The sequence below is a fragment of the Amorphus sp. 3PC139-8 genome, assembly GCF_040750475.1.
Classification (GTDB): Bacteria; Pseudomonadota; Alphaproteobacteria; order Rhizobiales; family Amorphaceae; genus Amorphus.
Window position 1 is genome coordinate 1 of the sequence record NZ_JABJVY010000023.1, and the last position, 19,109, is coordinate 19,109.

The following is a 19,109-nucleotide window of genomic DNA, read 5'->3' on the forward strand; positions in this document are numbered from 1 at the left end:
ACCCCACAGTGGGATCGATGACCAAACACCCATCAGTCGCCTCGCCCTATCCCGAGACAACCTGTTGAGACTCCACACGTAGGCAACGGAGGTTGCCGGCCGCGGCTGGGCGTGCCCTCAATGCCGCCGTCGCCATCATTCGCTGGTGATGGATCGATCCTGATCCCAGGGCACAGCGGTCTTCCAACCGGTCAACGGAAAACGCAGGCTCTATGGGGCTAGCGTCGGGCTACCGCTGTGCGCATTCGGAGCCACGAGCCGAGCCCCTTCGGCACGATGGTTGCGCTTTCGTGCTGGCACGACAGCAACACATCTTCCCAGCACGACAGCCAGAAAGCACGAAAGAACGCCTCAAGACGTCATCGTTTCACCATGCCGGTAGGGGGCTTTTTCGATGACAGTTTGGACTACCCGAGTTCAGCTTGCAGCTTTGCAGCTACCCACGGCCCCACCTTGTGGGTGAACGAGCTGGCATTTGCAGGCGGACGATGCTGGTCGATCCGACCAGTGCCTTCACCCGGACGACGAATCCCGCCTCAAGTTCCGCGGGGAAGGCCACGCAGAGTACGGTACGCTCGCTGTCAATCGTGGCCGCGGAATTCTGCGGCTCTCAGAGGAGGCTGCGCAGACATCCGTACGCTGTCACGCAGACCAGGGTACGCATTCCTGCCTGTCTACGCAGATCAAGGTACGGGGCCGCGCAGATGACGGTACGATCGTTACGCAGAGTCGGGTACGCCTACGGGACGGAACACGTTGCTGACCCTGGCCTCTCGCGGGCCGCAGATAGCTAGAACAGATATCACTTACCTATAAGAAACCAGATAGTTCTCACATATGTGCCAGATAGCGGGTCTGTTGTGTGAGACATGAAAAGGGCCCGCTTGTCAGCGGGCCCCGGTCTGTTGGCTCAGGCGGCGCAGGTGTTGTCTGCAAGCCAAGTCTGAAAGCCATCTATATGGATGTAGAGGCGTCCCCCAACACGAAGGACGGCGCCGGATTTGGCAAGCCCGTTGCTATCTCGGTGGAACAGCAGCCACCGCATCTTGCCTTCCATCAGCCAGGGTGCCTCGGTCACAATCTGTTTGACCGTGCGCAGCTTCGTGTGGTCGACGCGACCATCCCCTTTGTTCATCAGTCCCTCATCAGGATTGAGACAGAGAAGGCCGATCGGCCGGCGACGACAGAACGCGACGCCACCAGACTATATAGTCGAAAGCCTGCCAAAAGTAAAGGTTGTACCCTGGGCATGCCAAGGTGCTCGTCTTGCGACGGTCCTCCCGGGAAACAGCTTCAGCTGTCGATGCGCTTCCGCGGCTTGCTCTTAGCTTTGGTGGACCTGTCGTCTTCTGTCAGGCCGGCCAGCCCGGAAAGCACGACCGAAGGCCGATCCGGAAACCGGGCAACAAGGTCGAGGGTGCCACCCATGGCACTCACGTAGCTGCGCAGGGTGGACAGGAGAAGGTCGGAGCGCTTCTCCAATCGCGAGACACTGTCCTGGCCGATGTCCAAAAGCTCCGCCATCCCTTCCTGCGTGAGGTCGTGGGCTTTGCGCAGATCTCGAAGCGTCAGCTCTTTGGCAACGAGCTCCTCCGCCCGCACCTCCACCTTCTGCCGACGCTCGGCCGGAAGCCGCTCCATCATGTCGTTCAGCGTGGCCGCCATCACCGACCTCCCTTCTTAACTAGCCCCGAAAGATGGTCCGCGAACCGTTCGTCCGCCTTGGCGATAAGCTGACGATAGAAGCGCTTTTCCCTTCCCTTCCGCCTTTGGCAAGCGAGTCGTCCAATCGGCAACACTCAGAGAGCGCACTGGAAACCGTTGGGCGCAGTGGCCCTGCATTGTCCCTGAGTGTGCCAAAAGTGTGCCAAAAACGCCGAAAGCCCCGTTCGGGGAGAACGGGGCTTTCGGAAAATCCCTATCTTTTCAGATAGTTAGTTGGTTGCGGGGGCCCGCAGCCGCGTTTGTTAAAGCTTCAGGTCCAGAAGCGCTTTTCTCTTCGGCAACCAAGCCCAGAATCCCAAGCAACTCGCCGCGTAAGACGGCGGTAAACTCGCCTCTGCCGACGCCCGGCGTGATCACCACCTCGCCGATCAAAGAGCGAACATCGGCGGCCGCTTCGGCATGCGTTTCAGGACTCGCCAGAGCGTCCGTCAGACGGGCGACCTGCGCACGGTAAAGCTCGGCGATATTCGGATGCACGTCAGGCATGTCGGTCGGCGCCTCGGTGAGGCGCGTCATGATCTCTCCTTTCTCCCGTTCCAGCTCTTCCATCCGCGCTTTCATGGAGGGCTGGTACATGCCGTCTTCGATCGCCCGCATAATGCCCTGGATCGCACGGTCGATCTTCTCGAGGGCCTGACGGTCGACCTCCCCCTGGGCACGGCGCTCCTGGTTCTGCCGGTTGGTCTGCTCGACATAGGCGCGCACCGCGCGAGCCACGGCATCGGCCGAAACGAGCTCGTCCTGCAGGCCCGTGAGAGCACGGCGCTCGATTACCTGTCGGGCCACTGTCCGGTTGTTGTCGCACGTGCTGCGCCGGTAGTGGTTCAGACAGCCATAGCGGTCCCGCGCGATGATCCCGTACTTACCGCCGCAGCAGCCGCAGGTGAGCAGCCCGGACAACAGGAACGCAGGTCGGCGCAAGGCGTGGATGCGCTTCGCCCGAGCTTCCCGCACGCCGATGGTCGTTGGCTCGAACTGCTTCGCAAGCTCGGCCTGCCGTTCTTTCACCGCTCGCCAGAGCGCGTCATCGACGATGCGCAGCTCGGGGACGTCCGTCCTGATCCACTCGGACTCGGGGTTCGGCCGCGAGACGCGCCGGCCGGTGCTCGGATCCTTGACGTAGCGTTGCCGGTTCCACACGAGTACGCCGGCATAGAGCTCGTTGTTCAGAATGCCGGTGCCACGGGAGACGTGCCCGCGGATCGTCGTATCGCCCCAGGCGCGGCCAAGCGGACCGGGAACGCCTTCATGGTTCAGGTCGGCCGCGACCGCTCGCGGGCTCCGCCCGGCCGCGAATTCCCGGAAGATGCGCTGGACGATCCGAGCCTCGGCCTCGTTGATCGCGCGCTCGCCGCGAAGCGGCTCGCCGTCGCTGTTGGTGCGCTTGACGACGTCATAGCCGTAGCAGAGTCCCCCACCCGCCTTGCCCTTCTCGACGCGCCCCTGGAGACCGCGATGGGTCTTGGCCGCGAGGTCCTTCAGGAACAGCGCGTTCATCGTGCCTTTCAGGCCGACGTGCAGCTCGGAGATCTCCCCCTCGGCCAGTGTGACGATCTGCACGCCGGTGAAACGCAGATGCTTGAACAAGGTCGCGATATCGGCCTGATCTCGGGAGATGCGGTCGAGCGCTTCGGCCAGCACGATGTCGAACTTCCCCTGCCGGGCGTCCTGCAGGAGCGCCTGAATGCCTGGCCGCAAGATTACGCTGGCGCCCGAGATGGCCGGATCCTGATAGGTATCGACGACGCGCCACTTCTCGCGTGCGGCGTGGGCGCGGCAAACGCGGAGTTGGTCGTCAATCGAGGCGACACTCTGATTGTCGGAGGAGTAGCGGGCGTAGAGCGCAACCTTGATCATCATCAATCCCCCTTCATCGGCGGACGCCGCTGCTCCGGCGTTGCTCGCTCAATTCCAGGAACTTCTCCTTCACCTGCCCGAAGAGGCGTGGTGGGATGAAACCGTAACTGAACACGTCGGGGCGACCGGGTAGCGGAGCGAGGCCGCCGTTCGGCCATTCATCCACGTTGTACTCCGACACGATCACCCAACTCGGCGCATCGTCCATCCCGAGCGCCTGCTTCACCTTTGCCGGAATCTCGATGCCGACCGTGTCGTCATCCGGCGGCGAGTGCGTGATCGGCAGAATGACCACGAACCGCGGGCGCAGGCTGGAGTCGCTCGCTGCCACCAAGCAGGCCGGACGCTCCTTTCCCTGATCGCGGCCGGCGGCGGCCTCATGGGACCAGAGATAGTCGTAGCGGATCACCAGACCCGGTTTCGGCTCCGGGAGGGCCACCGGTCCCGCCTCACTTCATGAGATCGTCGAGCGGGGCGTGCTCCGGGTCCATCTCGGCCCGGCGCACGGCGTCCACGACAACCTCCGATGCCTCCGTCGTCCGGCCGGTCCGGCGCGCCGCCGCGACCAGCCAGTCATAGTGGTCAGCCGACATCAGGACCAACTCCCGCCGGCCATGGCGCGTGATCTCGACCGGCTCACGCTGGGCCTGATGCTGGTACTCGCCGAACTTGCGCTGAAACTCCATCGCGGTGGTTCGGGCCATGGCATCCTCAGCATGTAACATTCTGATCATCTGAATTCTCCGTACAATACAAGAAATGTCAAGCTCGATCGCTCAAACCCGGCCGTGTCACTCATCTCGCGGCTCGTTGTCATTGACCGGCAGGAGAAGCTTGGCATGCTCTCGTGCCAGATGCCGGCCGATGGCCTCGGCTATGCGGCAGATACGAGGATCGAGGGGTTTGTCACCCGCCCGGCCGAGGGATTTGTCACCCGCCCGGCCGTTGTCATTGGCAGGCGCCCTAGGCTCCGATTGGCGATCGCTCCTCTTCATGGCGCATCCCTTCCAAGGGAACCGATTGACCGGTTCACCCAAGTAGGGATTCACCAGAAAGGCAGAATCTAAAATCGCCTTTATGTGCGCCCTCTTGCGCGCTCTTCGGGCGATTACCAGAAGGGCGGGCTGCAGCGCGGGAGATCACACAGAAGCAGGATGTAGAATGGCTCTATGCCACTGGTTAGATCAGGGGCAGGAAGCCACCGAGGACCAAACTCGCTGGTAGTGGCCGTTTAGATCACGGGCCCGTAACCCACGATTCTTACGGCACTCGGAGAGCGAGATTCCGCATACATGACTATCAGCATGCAATCATGAAACCTCGAACACCGTACCATGCGTCACAAACACGAGCAGCCCCTTTGTCGATCCCGTCGTCCGCAAATAGCTTTGAATTTGGGCCCGATAATGTTCGACCGCCGCGGGCTGGCGATCGACATCGCTTTTCCAGTCGATGATCGTTTGAAGTGCGCCATCGTCGCCGAAACTGCTCGCATCGACGATGCCGGCTGTAAGCTGCTCTACTCCCTCCCCATCTTCAGACGAATAGACCGTAAATTCCGGCGCGAGCCTCGGTCGAAGTTCCGCGATCTCAGGCAACGCCAGAGTCCGCGTGATGCAATCAGCGATTTCGCCAGGCGACAATCCGTCTTTCGGATCCTCGACAACAGGCTGCCCGAGAGTCCGAATGAGCGTGGCGGCACGTTCGGTGATGGATTCGGCATCCTCATCCGTCTCGCCAGTCAATACCTCCTCGAACAGCTTGTGAATGATCAGCCCCCGCTCTCGGCCGCCCTGGATGGCTATCGGAAGGCCCCCCTCAAGCGGCTCTGTATCGTCAGCCGAGACAACAATATCGGGGTCCTCTGTCCGGACGACGGGCGAGGCCGCGTCCTCGTCCCGGCTGGGCGCCAGCCAGACGAGATGGCGCTGCCGCTCGGCGATCGCCACGGCCTCGTCCTGGAAGATCACTCGGGTCTGGGGATTGACCGGCGGTGCTTCGGCAGCGCCTGGTTCCGCCGGAAGATGGGCGAGATCAATCGGTGGCAGATCGGCCAATGACAGGTCGAGCAGCGCCAGCCATGCCGTTCCGACCGGGTCTACATCGAGACGGGGTATGACAAGCAGTTCCCGCGCGCGTGTTGCCGCGACATACCACAGCCGTATCCGTTCGCGATCGAGCTCTGCCTTCTCGGCGTCGCGCGCGTCGTCGTACCCGACGGGGCGGACGCCGAACACAGGACAATAGAAGCTGTCGTTCTCGCGGTCGATGACGGCGCTCTCCGGCGCCATGACGCGCGTCATGGTGTTGACGGGGATGACGATCGGCCATTCAAGCCCCTTGGCCGCATGCATGGTATAGAGCGCGACGGCCTCCTCCTGGGCGTCGGGCCGGCCCTCCACGGCTCGCGATTCATCGGTCCAGGCTGCAGTCATGGCCACGGCGAATGCGCGCAGGCCGCGCACCGGGTAAGCCCGTGCCAGGTTCAGATACAGGTCCACATTCGCCAAGGCCCGTTCGGCTTGGCCGCGATGGCGTTGCAGCAGGATCGGACGAACCCGCAGCACATCGACGGCTTGCGAGAGGAGGTCGTGCGGCGTCGTGGAATTCGCGCGGCGGCGCAGCCCTTGCAACTTCTCGAGAATGTCCCGTGCCAACGGATGCTGAACCGCTTCCGGATCGACGCCCAGATCGAACCTGGGCAAAGCGTCGGGGTCATCCTCGGTGCGGGGCAGCGCCCACACGATATCGAGCAGTTCCTCCTCGGTGAGCCCAATCAGCGGCCCACGGAGCAAGGCGCCGAGCGCGAGAGTGTCCCGCCGGTCGGCGAGCACGCGGGTCAGCGCGATCAGGTCCTGAATCTCCTGGCGGCGGAACAGTCCCTTCCCCGCCTGGGTGGCGACCGGAACACCGAAGCGCTCAAGCGCTTCTTCGTAGCGCCACAAGTCACTCCCGGTCGGTGCGAGCAAGGCAATGTCACCGGCCCGGCACCTGCGCCTCTCACCCGTTTTGCGGTCGAGGATGGTTTCGCTGCCGATCAGCCGCGCGCACAGTTCGGCTACGGCCTCGGCCTCACCGTCGCGCCGCTGCTCGGCCGTCGCTTTTCCGTTCTCGTCGGCGACGGCGACATCGAGCGCCGCGACGCACAGCGCGTCGCCCGGATCGGGATGGAAGGGATCGAGCGCCGTAAATCCCGGTTGGCCATCACTGGACAACGGCGCTTCGAAGCGCTCATTCACATACGTGAGGATCGACGCGCAGGAACGGAAGTTGGTGGAGATGGATAGGACACTGTCCGCATCCCGGGCCCTGTATGCGTCGCGGGCCCGAACATAGGTGCTTACGTCGGCGCCGCGGAAACGGTAGATGGCCTGTTTCGGGTCGCCCACCAGGAACAGTACCCCGGGGCGAATCCGGAACGCCGTCCAGTCTTCAGTCGGATCACCGTCGGGCGGTTCGCCGCAGAGGCGCCAGAATATCTCCACTTGGAGGGGATCGGTGTCCTGAAACTCGTCGACCAGGACATGGGTATAGCGGCCGGCGAGCGCGCCCCGGACGTCGTCATGGCCGCGGAGCAAATCGCGCGCCGCGAAGATCAGATCGTCAAAATCCAGCAACGCGGCGGAACGCTTGTAGTCGCGGTAGCGCTGCAAGATGGGCTGCGCCTCGGCGATGGCATCGGCTAGGACCCTGCTCGCAACGTTTTGCAGCATCGCGGTCCAAGACTCACAGCATGCCTTGTAGTGGCCCTCGGCCGCATCGTTGAGACGGTCGCCGTCAGCCTTTGCCAGTCCGGCGCGCTTGGCCACTGCGCCCCATTTCCCTTTCTTTCCTCGATACGAAGAGAAGGCGCCGGCCTTAGTGCAGAGATCGGGGTGCGGACGCGTGACGAGGAACTGCATGAGGCTGGCGGGATCGTCGGCGGTCAGCGCGAATGCCACCGCCTCAGCCATCTCCGCGAACCGGGCGGCGATCGCGACGGTCTCCTCCTCGACGTCGTCCAGATCCGTCAGGAAGCGGTTGAACGCGGCCACCTGCTCCTGGAACGCCTGAACGGCGGGAGGCAGTGGAGCGGCCCGCGGGGCCATGGCCGTGCGATGGCGACGCAGATGGCCCACGATCATATGGATAAGCGATACGGTCTGAGCGGGATCCTGAAGGACCATCTCGGCGATCAGACCACCTTCGTCACCCGACAGCCGTTCCCGCAACCAACTTTCCACGATGTCCACGAACACCAGGTCGGACTGGTCGCGGTCCATGACATCCGCGCCCGGATCGATATCGGCCTCGACCGGATACGGCTTGATCAGGCGCTGGCAGAATCCATGGATCGTCGAGCAGGTGATGTCGTCGATGGAAGCGGCGGCGGTCGCGAGGTTATCCCGCTGTGCCTCGGACAAACCATTGGGCAAGGCGACACGGAGCTCCGTCGGAATGTCGCCCGCCATGAGCGCGTCCACGAACTCCCGCACCCGCATCACCAGTTCGCTGGCGGCCAGCTCCGTAAACGTCACCGCGGCAATGGACCTTGGCGCGATGCCCTCGGCGAGCATCATGGCGATTCGTCCGGCCATGACGGCCGTCTTGCCGGAGCCGGCGCCGGCTTCGACCAGCAAAGACCGATCGTGTGAGGCGAGCGCGTCCCGGCGCGCCACGTCGTCAGCCAGAGCCTGCTGGGGAGTGTCCATCATTTGGCCTCCCATACACGGACCGCCTCGCCGAGCCGCTCTTTCGCGACGGCCTCCTTGCGTCTGCGATAGCCGTTGACGACGTTGGCCGGCAAGGCGAAGGCGAGGTCATCATAAGAGTCTCCGGTATCCGGCCCCATGAGAGCCCGGCCAGCTAGCAGGTTCGCGCGGGCGGTCCGGAGATAGGCGGATGTCTCTTCAAGAGTCGCCGCCGGATCGTCGAGCTGGAGATCGACCTGATCTCGCAGATAGAGCAGCGAGGCGGCGATCTCGACGTCGCCTCCGAGCAGAGCTCTAACCGCAAAGGCGTAAAGGCAGCGTTGCAGCTCCTTGCCACCGTCAATGACGATTGCGTCTTTGGGGAGCCGGCCCGTCTTGTAGTCGCGCACGAGGGCCTGGTGTCCGTGGCCGGAGATGTCGAGGCGGTCGATATAGCCGGAGATGCGGAAGCCTGTATCGGGAATCTCGACAGGAGCTTCGGCGTCCCAGGGGATGTCGCCGTCGGATTTCGGCTGCGAACCGCCGAAGGGGACTTCGCTGTAGGAACGGGCATCGGGCAGGTGCGCGTCCTCCATGGTCAGGGCGTTGCCGGCCAGCAGGCGGGCGTCATCCAGGGTGCGCGCCCAGATGATCCTCGGCGGCACCGGCCGCTCGGCTTCCCATTTCCCCGCCACCTCGGCGGAGGCCGCCGCGATGGCGCCCGCGATCCGGGCTTCGTCGGCCGCCGCGAGCCCGCCCTCGGCTTCGAGGCGTTGCAAGGCGCGGTCGAGGACCATGTGGACGAGGTCACCGAGGCCCAGGGCGTCGAGAACGAGCAGATCGCTGCCGCTTTCCGGCTCGCGCCAACGCATGCCATATCGCCAGACATAGCCCAGCGGGTTCCTGAGCAGGCGGCGCAGAGAGCTGGCCGACTGCGTGCGCTCCAGGATCGCCAGCAAGACGGGATGCTCGGCGCGGACGAGGCCGTCATGAGGCGTGACATCATGGATATGCCAGTCCCGCCAGCAGCTCACGGCCGAGACCGCCTGCGGCACGCCCGCGAATTCCTCCGACCGCGCCAGCAACCTGTCGGTCTCGCTCATGGCATGAAGCGGGACGGCATTGCGCGGAAGATAGTCCTCCTCCGGCTGGCCCTGAAACAGGACGCTCCGGCCGAGAAGACGGCCATCGCTGTCGCGCCGGGCGCGGGAAAGAACAACCTGACGCTTCGATGTCGCCAGGATGGTCTCGAAGTCGCGGCGATCCGCCGAGGCGACCGGGAGTGGATCAAGTTCGGCGGTCGGAATGATGTGGTCGGCGAGCAGGCGGTCTTCCGATAGCCCGCGCGGCCAGCGCAAGGAATTGAGGCCGAGGAGGCGGACGAATGGCCGCGGCGATGCCGCGAGCGCGCTGGCCGGCATCCAGGCGACGGTGACGCAGGCTTCCAGCCCGTCATCCTGCTTGAGGGCGTCGAGGGTCATGTCCAGCGACACGGCCGGTCCGGCCAGCAGGGCCTTGCGCCAGATATTGAGCGCCCGGCCGCTCAGCAGCGCCTCTCCGGCTTCGGCGGCGGTGGCGGTGCCCCGCTCAAGCAAAGCGATAATGCCACGCAGGGCCTGATTGTGGTCCTGGCCGTCCGGCCAGTCGGCGGGCGTGAGCAGGCCGAGGAGCTGTGCCCAGGCTTCGGGCGACGCCAGGGGCGCGTCCGCCGGCAAGATGCGCGTCCAGCCCTCCGACAGCGCGCCCACGGGACCCGGCTGGGAGCCGAGCAGGGCCGCTAGCCGGCGCATCCTTGTCTGGGAGAGACCCCGCACAAGGATATCCGCCAGGGCCGCCGCCGCCTGCCCTTCCCGGGTCGCCGTCACCTTGACGCCATGGACAAAGTGCAGGTCGAGATTGGCGTCGGCGCGCAAGGCCAGGAAATGATCGTCATAGTTCGCCGGCATCGCCGCCGCGATGGCGACGTCTCCGGGTTCGGCCTGTCCCGACGCCAGCAGTCCGCGTGCCCAGCGCATGGCTTCGATGGCCTCGTGGTAGGCGGTGGACGCGCTCATGGCGCCGGTCTCGGGAACCAGCGGCTCGGAGCGCTCGATCGCGACGGCACCCCCATCGAGCCAAGCCGGAACGGACCGGGGCCCGGCGATCCATCGAACCGGCGTGTGCCCGGCGAGAGCGCACAGGAGCGGCCGCCAGCAGGGGGACAGTTCGGTGATCCCGACGATCTCGACCGGTCCCAGAAGCGCGGGCGCGTGTTCAAGGCGCGGCATGGAAGCGGCGGCCAGGTCCGAGGGACGCATCATGGAGGGCGGAAGCCGTTCGAGAACCGCTCCTTCCAGACGGGCAATCGACTGGATGCGCGGATGGTCGCCGGCGCGGGCCGCAAGATTGAGGCCGGCGCGCCACGCCTTGTGGAGCGTGTCGGCCGCCGCCTCAACCATGCCGGGGAGCTGCTTGATGCCGTCCAGCTCGCCGAGCTCGGTCTCGGGCAGGGCCTGCTGGATCGCAGCGCGAAGACTCTCATTGTCGATGGGACGCGAAAATCCGCCAGCCAGCCTCGCGGCCAGATGCTCGAATGTCATCACCTGAAGACCGTGCCGGCGATCGCGGGCGGCGCGCAACCGGATCTCGCGCATGGCCAATCTGCCATGGGCAACAACCGTTTTACGGCGGGGATTCTCGAAAGGCGCCATTAAGTATACGTTCCTCAGTGTCCGGCCTACAGTGTGATTTGCACTATTCTAACGACCTCATCAGGGGCAGACGCGCACTATCTGCTAGTAAGCGAGAGTATCCAAGAGCTTAGGCTGGCGTTACATAGCCCTCGTCTAACCGCCGTTGCTCTACGACCTGCTCCGGCAGGAACACGGCGCGTCCATCGCCATCGTAAATCCCGGGTTCAGATCAGAGAAATCATTGGGATGCCGAGAGACCAGCCGCTGATCGAGGCCGAGAAGATCAATATCGACCAGTTGGTGCACCGCACCGCCATGTAGCAACCTCAGCACCTCCGACAACGCCAATGTCGACGCGATCGAGCCCACAAACGGTGCACCGACCGCCTTGCCGGCGAGCAGCGTCATGCCGCAGCGGTCGAGCACACCGTCGGCAAGTAGCTTGGCATAGGCCGAGCGGTCCTCGACCTTTTCGCCTGGACGCGCTTGCTTCCAGATATCGGCGGCGGCACGCCGCCCCGGCAGGACGTGCAGTCGCATCGTGCGGAAATCGCGGTGACCGCGTCCGAGACCGGCTTCTACAATCAGATCGAACCCAACCCGGTCCAGGGCTTGCCGGCCAACGGCGTTGTCGAGCCCGCAGAGCGCGATTGCCGGCTCATCCGGTTGCCGCTTGAAATCCGCGGCGAACGGGCGCTCCTGGATAGAAGTCGCAAAGCCGTGCCGCTCGGCCCAAGCCGCCATCGCCCGTGTCTTCTTCTTGCCCACGATGGTGGAGTCGCTCAGGATCGACGTGCTCTCCGTAGAGTCGGTAACAACGTCGATGTCCTGCAGGATGAGAGTCACCTCGGCGGGATTCCGGTAGGGCAGCAGACCGAGGCCCCACAGATAGGCCTGGCCCAGGTGACCAAGACCGATCAGCCACAGACGCGATGGCAGATAAGTCAGCGCCCGCTCGCTTTCGTCAGACTGCAACCAGTCAACCTCTGGGCCAGGCCGCCACAACGAAAGCCCCACAGCCCGCCGACCCGCTGCGGGCATCCCGCCGTTCACAAACAGGAATGCTTCGTTGACAGCCAGTCCAGCCGCCAGCATTCCACTGAGCGGCATGGCGCTCCCGCCCTCAGCCTCCAGCTCCGAATGGACCGGCAGGATGCCGCCGCGCCAGCCTGCAGCAGCGGTACGCACGCAGAAGCCCTTACGCCGCTCGCGCGCACCGCCACCGATCACAATCGTCGGTGCATCCAAGATCGTCTCGTCAAGCAACCCGCCCAGCGCCCGGACCGCCTCGCCCAAGGTGCGCCCGAGCGGCATTGCCAGCTTCAGCGGCTCCTCAAGGGCTCCGGCGATTGTGACACCACCGAGGAATACCCGCCGGCCGAGGGCGACCGTTGTCAACAGCGCGGCTTGCTGCACGGGTTCGTTGGCGGCCGCGCCATCGATCTCCACCGTCAACCGGTAACCTCGAAAAAGCGCTTCCGCCTCGGCGACGCTCGTAGCCGCACCGCTGTCAATGGCGTGCTTGACCAGGCGATGAAGGGAGTCCGGCGAAATCTGCGCGGTCATGGTTCACTCCTCTAAAACAGACTGATGTGAAAGAATTCGCGGCGCTCGGATGGCCGCACGGTGTCCCACTGCTTGCCACCCAGATAGCGATAGATGCCGACATCGCGCCGGGGCTGACGGCCAGTCGCGAACCGCGGCAAAATCAGCGCGATATGCCCCTCACGCGCGATCATGGGATGATCTCGGTCTGAACCGCTCTGGCCCGACCCGCCCGGATGCACATGAATATCGGCCACGACTGTCAGGCCGCGTGTCTTGCAGATCGCCCAGAGGTCGCTGAAGTAGCGCCCGTCGAACCGGACGATGCCGCTGTCGAGCGCGTGCGGATCGAGATCGTCATACAGCACGAAGTCGACGATCCTGGCCCTTCCGTCTTCGCGACGACCGAGCAGGAACGCCCCGCTCTCGCGGCTGCATTTGCGACCGCGTTCGCGCAGCTTCGCCTTCAGACGACGCCACAGAAACCATGAGCAGGACAGCTCATGCCGCGGAGCGAAGAGGCGGCGCATAATCACGGGACTGAAGAAGTTCATGGACGAGCTCCAGGTATTGAACAATCCCCTCTGCGGGGCGCCAGATCTTCGACGGCATCTCGCGACGCCAATTGTCGTGCCCCATCAGGCTCTCGCGGTCACAGGGCAGGTAGAGGGCGGTGCCGTTCTTCCAATCGGTGCGGAACACCGCCGACACACGCCCGCCCTGGCCGCGCGGCCAGAGATCGAACGCGAGGATCTTGTCGGTCTTCATGTCCCAGGGGCCGCCGGTCGGCGCCGCCTGCGGGTAACCGGCACAGTTCAGGCGAAGCACATATTCCCGGCCATCCTTGGCGACGACGCCAAAGAACGCGAAGGGCCACGCCACACTGATCAGCCGCCAGCGCCCCTCCGCCTGTCCGAGGCGGAACGCGGCCTTGGCCACGTCCGCCTCGAAGGCGCGCTGGTCGGGGCCGATCACGCGTCACCCCCCGCCGCGCCGTTGATCCGCTCATCGGGCACGAGATCAAAAGCCACGCCGCAGACCTTGCCGTCGGTCAGCGCACCGATATGCGTCCCCGGCGCCGGCCGGTCATGCGTGCCCGCGATCTGCAGCACGTGCTCGCCGGCCTCCTCCTCGGACATGCCGAACTTCTTTTCGGCAGCCCAGCGCTTCAACCGCGCCACAGTGGCGCTCGGCGGGAAGCGGCGCTCGACCGTCTCGCCGTTGAACGTCACCGTCACCTCGACGTGGCGGCAGCGGTGGATATGGACCTTCAGCCCCTTGGCGGTGGCGCGGTCCTTCAGAAGGACGCCCTCGTCAATCGGCTCGTCCTCGTCTTCGATGAACAGCAGCGCATCGACCGGAATCTGGTGCTTTTCGACGAAACGAGCCTTGAGGACAGCGAACGTCGCTTCGGGCTCGAGCTCGAGATGCGCGACCTCGCCGACGCCTTCGCCCTGATAGAAAAGATCAATGGACTTCATGGATTTGCACTCCGCGGGATCGAAGTGCGAGGCGGAATTGCCCGGCTTCGTCCCTTACCGGCTTGATCGCCGGCGGAGCAGCAACCCGGAAAGGCTAGGCGCCAGGATTCAGTCGAGTTGAAGCGCCCCGGCTGGCACGGACGGGCATATAAAGAAGTGAGGGCACCGAGGGCAGGTCACCGCATCCACCTCCGGCGGGAACTCGCCGGAAGCGATGCCGCCCAACATCGTGTCACTCTTCTTCTGACGGTTCCCGAGCTTGGTCGCGCTGATCACCACGGGCTCATGCGTCTCGTCAGTCAGATGAAGCGCCTGGACGATCGCGCCGCTGCCGAACTGGCTGCGGGCCGCGAGGTGGTAAAGAGTATATTCCAGCCGATCATACTCGTCGCTGCGCTTGTAGCCCGTGCGAACCCGCCGAATAACGACGGTCCCATCGGACAGCTCGGCCAGTTCATTCGGCTCCACCAGCACGCGCCCGTTGGGAAAGTTGATGGCGAGGGGCTGAGCGTCGCGGAAGCGATGCCCGGCTCCGGCATTGAGCAGCGCCGCGATCAGCCGAGACGCGAGCTTGCGATAGTCAGCAGCGAACGCATGATCTGCCGGCCCGCGCGCCCTCCAGATTTCCTCGAACGCGGCCTCCGCTTCGTGCGGCTCGGGATCACCGCTGCGGCGGGCATCCGCGAGCCAGCGCAACAACTCGTACAGGCAGTCATGCGTGCGAGAGAACGCCGTGGGCTTTCGAGCGCCGCCAAGGCCCAGGACGTGCGTATAGAAGAAGCGACGCGGGCATTTCTCATACGAGCCCAGTCGGCTGTCCGTCATCGCCCAATCCGATGGCCAGGCGATCGTGATCGGTTGCGGCGCCGGCACGTCAGGCGGAAGCGCCAGCCTGGGCGGATTCGGAATCTCTTGAACCATCCCGCCAGGGAGCCACTTGAGGTACGGTGACGGCGAGCGCCCGTTTCCGTTTCGCTGCTTTCGCGCGTGATAGAGACGAAGGTGCGTTCGGGCGCGCGAGAGAGCGACGAAGAACAGGCATTCCTCCTCGTCACTATGCGCACGCTTGGCCTCGTCCACCGGCGAAACGTCACCCAACCCCTCGATCATGCCCTTGGGTGGTGGGCAACGCTGGCCACGGTTGGAACTCGGGAAACTCGCGACAGTCAGTCCCGGCACATGCACGGCCTCGAATTCGAGGCCCTTGCTGCCATGCACCGTCATAAGCCGAACCGCATCTAGATGCAGCGCCGAAGCGGGAACTTGCCGCAGATCGCGCTCCTCCGCCAGCAAGACGAGCTGACGGACCCGATCAAGCGTGCGTTGGATCGGAATTCCCCTCCCCACCGGACTCTGATCACGCACAAAGTTCAGGAACTGCCAGACTGCCACGGCGCGCATGCGCTCCGTGACCGACGCCGCATTACCCAATTCTTTGGCCAGATCGGTGCGATCGAGAAGGAAGACGGCGAGAAATTCCCAGGCATTCAGGCTGGAGCTGATATCCTTGAGATCCGCCGCGAGGCGCTCAACGCCTTCGCGGCCCGATGCCGACAGGCCCGGCGCAGTCGCCGCAGCCGCGAGACCCGCCAGGGCCGGCTTGCCAAGCGATCGCAGATATCGGCTTACGCAGTGAGCATCCTGCAGCGACAGACCGTAGCGCGGCATTGCGCCGACCCGCACCAGCGCGTCGCCGAAAGGATCAACGGCCAGGCTCAGCAGCGCCAGCAAGTCGCGGACCTCTTCCCGCTCGAACAGGCTGCCTAGGTGCAGCACAGGAATTCCGCGAACCTCGAGTGCTAACGCGATTTCGTTCAGCCGGCCATTGGTTCGGCACAGAACCGCCTGGTCGCGGAGCCGCACGCCGGCCGTCTCAAGCTCGCGAATGCTCGCCGCGACGCCCTCAGCTTCCTGATCCAGCGTCTCGAAGCTTCGAATGTTCGGACAATTTGGACCTTTCCCGCGGTCGGCCTCCAGTTTCAGCGTCAGCATGCCCTCAGAAGCACCCATATGCGGTGCGACCGTGACGACGGTATCCACGATCTGCTTGGTCGAACGATAGTTGACACCGAGCTGATCGATCACGGCACCAGCGTAGTCGGATGTGAAGCGGACCATGTTTTCAGAAGAAGCCCCCCGAAAGCGATAGATCGATTGCCGCGCATCACCGACGACCCAGAGCCGGTCCCCATCCCCCGCCACCCTCTTGAGCAGGCGCGCGCTTGCCCGGTTCACGTCCTGATACTCATCGACAAGCACGTGCCGATGGCGAAGTTGCACAACGATACGCACAGCCTCATCCTCTTCCAGCAGGCGCGCCGGACGCATGATCAAATCGCCGAAATCGACACCGCCATGTTTGCGCAACGCTGCTTCATAGAGATCGTAGATGTCCGCGATCTCAAGACACTTGGCGGCGGCGATCCGCGCATCCTCATCAAGAGCGTCCGCTTCCGCCTGCATCGCATTCGCGAGCTCACGGTACCGTTCAGGCCCGACCATTTCATCCTTGGCGCGCGAGATCGCACCGACAATGTCGCGAAGCACCATCGCCGGGTCCCAAAGGTTCCGGTAATGAACCAGTGGCAGTGTCGGCAAAATGTCTTCGAGGACTTCGATCGCGTCGCTGCGGTCAAATAGCGACGGATTTGGCGTGAGTTGAAACCTGTCATGATAGCGCCTCACGAGATCAAGGCCGAACGCGTGAAAGGTTCCGATCCAAAGCTTCGGCGCCGCCTCAGGCGCCGCCGCCGTCAATCGCTCCGACAATTCGCCGGCAGCGCGATTGGAGAAAGTCAGGATGAGAATCGCGGCCGGATCGATGCTCTCGGCCAGCAGCGCAAGCACGCGCTTCACCAGCGTTCGTGTCTTGCCGGTTCCGGGCCCGGCTTGCAGCTGAAAGGGCTTGCCGCGGTGCGCTGCGGCTCGATCCTGCGATGGATCGGGCCTGCGTGTGGCCGACGGTTGGGGCGCGGGTTCCGATTCAATCGGCATCGACGGCAGCAGCAACGCGTCGAACAGCTGCTGCCGAACCAGCGCTACGGGCAGTTTCGTGCGCTCGCAGATCGTCGCCGCCGCCAGATTTTGTTCGAGGTGCAGCGCGCGCGCAAAAGCACGCGGCAGCACAAGCTCGCGCGCGTACACATTCGCCTGCAACTCACGGCGCTCGCGAGCCCCATAATCCTCGACGCTCTGGAGACCGACCGGCGCCGCTTCCATACTCCGCGACGGATCGATATCGGCTTTGCTGCAAGTCGCGAAGCCGGCATGGAGTTCGGAATGCCCAAGCTCGTGCGCGACAAGGAGCGCGCGAGTAACCGGGTCACCATCCTCCTCGCAGCAGATCGTTCCGCCCTGATCATCATATAGCGCTCGTGCGCCTTTCAGTGCCGGGTCACCTTTCGGCAGCCATACAAGACCCAGATCACGGCACGCCACGGCCGCCTGAACAAGCGCAAGCGGATCGAACGGGTCCTTTCCCTCCGAGAGCAACTCTTCATGGAGCGCCGAGGCTTTGGAGCGGATCGGTTCGAAGGAGTCCACGAGATCAGATCTCCAATAAGAATTTCTGCTGAGCTTCACTCAGACCCGAGTTTCTCACCGCCTCTTCGAAGCTTTGCTGTGTACCGGTTGCAGGTTTGCCTTCCGCCTTGAAAAACTGCCCTGCTGGCGCTGCCTGTCGCGCAGAAAAATGGGCTACCACGACATCGAGTGGCGCCGTAAGTTCCTCCGCCACCCGGGCCTGAAAACCTGGCGTCATGGTCGCCGGGTCAATTTGTCGGTCGCGCAGCTTGCCAATGAAGACAGCATTCGCGTTGAGGCGCGCGGCGAAAGCACGGTATTCGCTGCGCGGCAAAGCTGAGAAAGGATTTGGGACATCGACCATGCTCGCACGGGTGGTTCTCACCTGGGCGGCATCCGTCGCCGCAGCGTGCAGCCGGTTCTGGAAATGGCTCATCGCGCGGCTGACAGCCGGGCTGACGACAGTCGGGTCGATAGCCACCTCCGCAGCTTCTACGATGCGGTCACCACGCAATGCGTCAACCGCGATGGCGATCGCGAATTCCGTCAGTTCCTGACCAAACTGGGGGTACTGACGAACAATGTCATCCAGCAGCCTTGCGTCCGGCACGTCCTGCGCCGTCGACAAAACATAGAAGGCTTCCCGCAATGCACGCGGGGTCGCGTCAGGGGTCTGGCTCATAGGTCCTCCTTAAAACGGGAAAGCTTCGCCGCCGCCCGCGAGAGGCGGTTGCGAATAGTGCGCCCCGTGCAATTGCACCGTGTCGCGGCCGTTTCTTCGTCTGGATCCTCGGACTCTTCCTTGTACCCGAGAACATGGACGAGGATGACGGCTTCGCGCTCATCGGCCTGCAAAGCTTCGATCGCTTTCATGAACGGCTCGCGGAAAACATCCCACTCCTGAGTCGGCAGAACCTTGAAGTTCTCTGACACTCGGGCAAACGCGTCCTCGTAGGCATCGGCCTCACCTAGCGCGTCGGATGGCGGCAAGTCGACGACCGCGATGCTGCGTTTGCGCCGTCGCGCGTCTCGACGAACCGCATCGATGCGCAGCGTTCTGAACGCCATATTGAACCGGCACTCGTAGATATCGAGTTCGTCGGGGAAGTCCCCGGTCCCATCGGCCACGAAAAGATCGGTCAGGTTCTCCAGAATCTCCTGCCGAACACTCGCAGCGTCCGGCATCCCTCCGTCAGGGACCTTCACCAAAAGATTCACTTCGCACCGTCCGAGCAGGACTGGGAGCACCGCGCTCATCAGTTGCTGGTCGTTGGCCCGGCGTCCCTCTCGAACAAGATGGACAAGGCACTCCGAGCGCAGATAGGCGGGGTCATTGCGATCGGTAACTGAAAGGCGAGCCTGCAGATCAGATCGCGAGAGCCTGACAGCCTCGTTGATCTGGGCCTCGACCGCAGACGGACGCGTATACAACCCGTCGTTCGCATCGGTATTCGTCAGCGGCCGAGCCATTTGCCCCCCTTTCGCGATGCTCCGGTTCTCTTTGAGCATGGTGTTCGCATGCTTGTTTCTTTGATCGCGCTCCGGTGGCGAACCCGGAAAGCGTCCCCGAAACTTTTTGACCGCCTATCCGCGCCTCATGCTAGGCCACGTCACTACGCACGCGGAGTGCGGTTCCA

Annotated in this window: 14 protein-coding genes; all 14 read right to left on the minus strand. The window is 63.9% G+C overall.

Annotation, left to right across the window (positions count from 1 at the left end; all coding sequences use genetic code 11):
• Window positions 1–910: 910 nt before the first annotated feature.
• Window positions 911–1,135: a DNA-binding protein gene (locus HNS03_RS18980; RefSeq protein ID WP_367197610.1), complete on the minus strand. Its 225-nt coding sequence runs from the start codon at window positions 1,133–1,135 to the stop codon at window positions 911–913.
• 158 nt (window positions 1,136–1,293) lie between these two features.
• Window positions 1,294–1,665, minus strand: a complete 372-nt coding sequence (locus tag HNS03_RS18985) for an XRE family transcriptional regulator (protein ID WP_367197611.1) — start codon at window positions 1,663–1,665, stop codon at window positions 1,294–1,296.
• 261 nt (window positions 1,666–1,926) lie between these two features.
• The gene (locus HNS03_RS18990; protein ID WP_367197612.1) at window positions 1,927–3,585 is read right to left on the minus strand and encodes a recombinase family protein; all 1,659 of its coding nucleotides are present in this window, start codon (window positions 3,583–3,585) and stop codon (window positions 1,927–1,929) included.
• 10 nt (window positions 3,586–3,595) lie between these two features.
• On the minus strand, window positions 3,596–4,021 hold the full coding sequence (locus HNS03_RS18995) for a hypothetical protein (RefSeq protein WP_367197613.1): 426 nt from the start codon (window positions 4,019–4,021) through the stop codon (window positions 3,596–3,598).
• Between the two features lie 10 nt (window positions 4,022–4,031).
• Window positions 4,032–4,316, minus strand: coding sequence for a type II toxin-antitoxin system prevent-host-death family antitoxin (locus HNS03_RS19000; RefSeq protein ID WP_367197614.1), 285 nt, complete (start codon window positions 4,314–4,316; stop codon window positions 4,032–4,034).
• 576 nt (window positions 4,317–4,892) lie between these two features.
• On the minus strand, window positions 4,893–8,273 hold the full coding sequence (locus HNS03_RS19005; protein WP_367197725.1) for a UvrD-helicase domain-containing protein: 3,381 nt from the start codon (window positions 8,271–8,273) through the stop codon (window positions 4,893–4,895).
• On the minus strand, window positions 8,273–10,885 hold the full coding sequence (locus tag HNS03_RS19010; RefSeq protein WP_367197615.1) for a PD-(D/E)XK nuclease family protein: 2,613 nt from the start codon (window positions 10,883–10,885) through the stop codon (window positions 8,273–8,275). The genes HNS03_RS19005 and HNS03_RS19010 overlap by 1 nt, the downstream gene beginning before the upstream one ends.
• Before the next feature lie 207 nt (window positions 10,886–11,092).
• Window positions 11,093–12,490: a hypothetical protein gene (locus tag HNS03_RS19015; RefSeq protein WP_367197617.1), complete on the minus strand. Its 1,398-nt coding sequence runs from the start codon at window positions 12,488–12,490 to the stop codon at window positions 11,093–11,095.
• 11 nt (window positions 12,491–12,501) lie between these two features.
• Entirely contained in the window at window positions 12,502–13,023 is a 522-nt protein-coding gene (locus HNS03_RS19020; protein WP_367197618.1) for a hypothetical protein, read from the minus strand.
• On the minus strand, window positions 12,971–13,444 hold the full coding sequence (locus HNS03_RS19025) for a hypothetical protein (protein ID WP_367197620.1): 474 nt from the start codon (window positions 13,442–13,444) through the stop codon (window positions 12,971–12,973). The genes HNS03_RS19020 and HNS03_RS19025 overlap by 53 nt, the downstream gene beginning before the upstream one ends.
• Window positions 13,441–13,950 (minus strand): hypothetical protein, encoded by a 510-nt coding sequence (locus HNS03_RS19030; RefSeq protein WP_367197622.1) that lies wholly within the window; start codon window positions 13,948–13,950, stop codon window positions 13,441–13,443. Before HNS03_RS19030 ends, HNS03_RS19025 begins: the two co-directional genes overlap by 4 nt.
• A gap of 108 nt (window positions 13,951–14,058) precedes the next feature.
• On the minus strand, window positions 14,059–17,493 hold the full coding sequence (locus HNS03_RS19035) for a UvrD-helicase domain-containing protein (protein WP_367197623.1): 3,435 nt from the start codon (window positions 17,491–17,493) through the stop codon (window positions 14,059–14,061).
• Between the two features lie 4 nt (window positions 17,494–17,497).
• Window positions 17,498–18,154, minus strand: coding sequence for a hypothetical protein (locus tag HNS03_RS19040; RefSeq protein WP_367197625.1), 657 nt, complete (start codon window positions 18,152–18,154; stop codon window positions 17,498–17,500).
• The gene (locus tag HNS03_RS19045; RefSeq protein ID WP_367197627.1) at window positions 18,151–18,981 is read right to left on the minus strand and encodes a hypothetical protein; all 831 of its coding nucleotides are present in this window, start codon (window positions 18,979–18,981) and stop codon (window positions 18,151–18,153) included. Before HNS03_RS19045 ends, HNS03_RS19040 begins: the two co-directional genes overlap by 4 nt.
• Window positions 18,982–19,109: the final 128 nt, after the last annotated feature.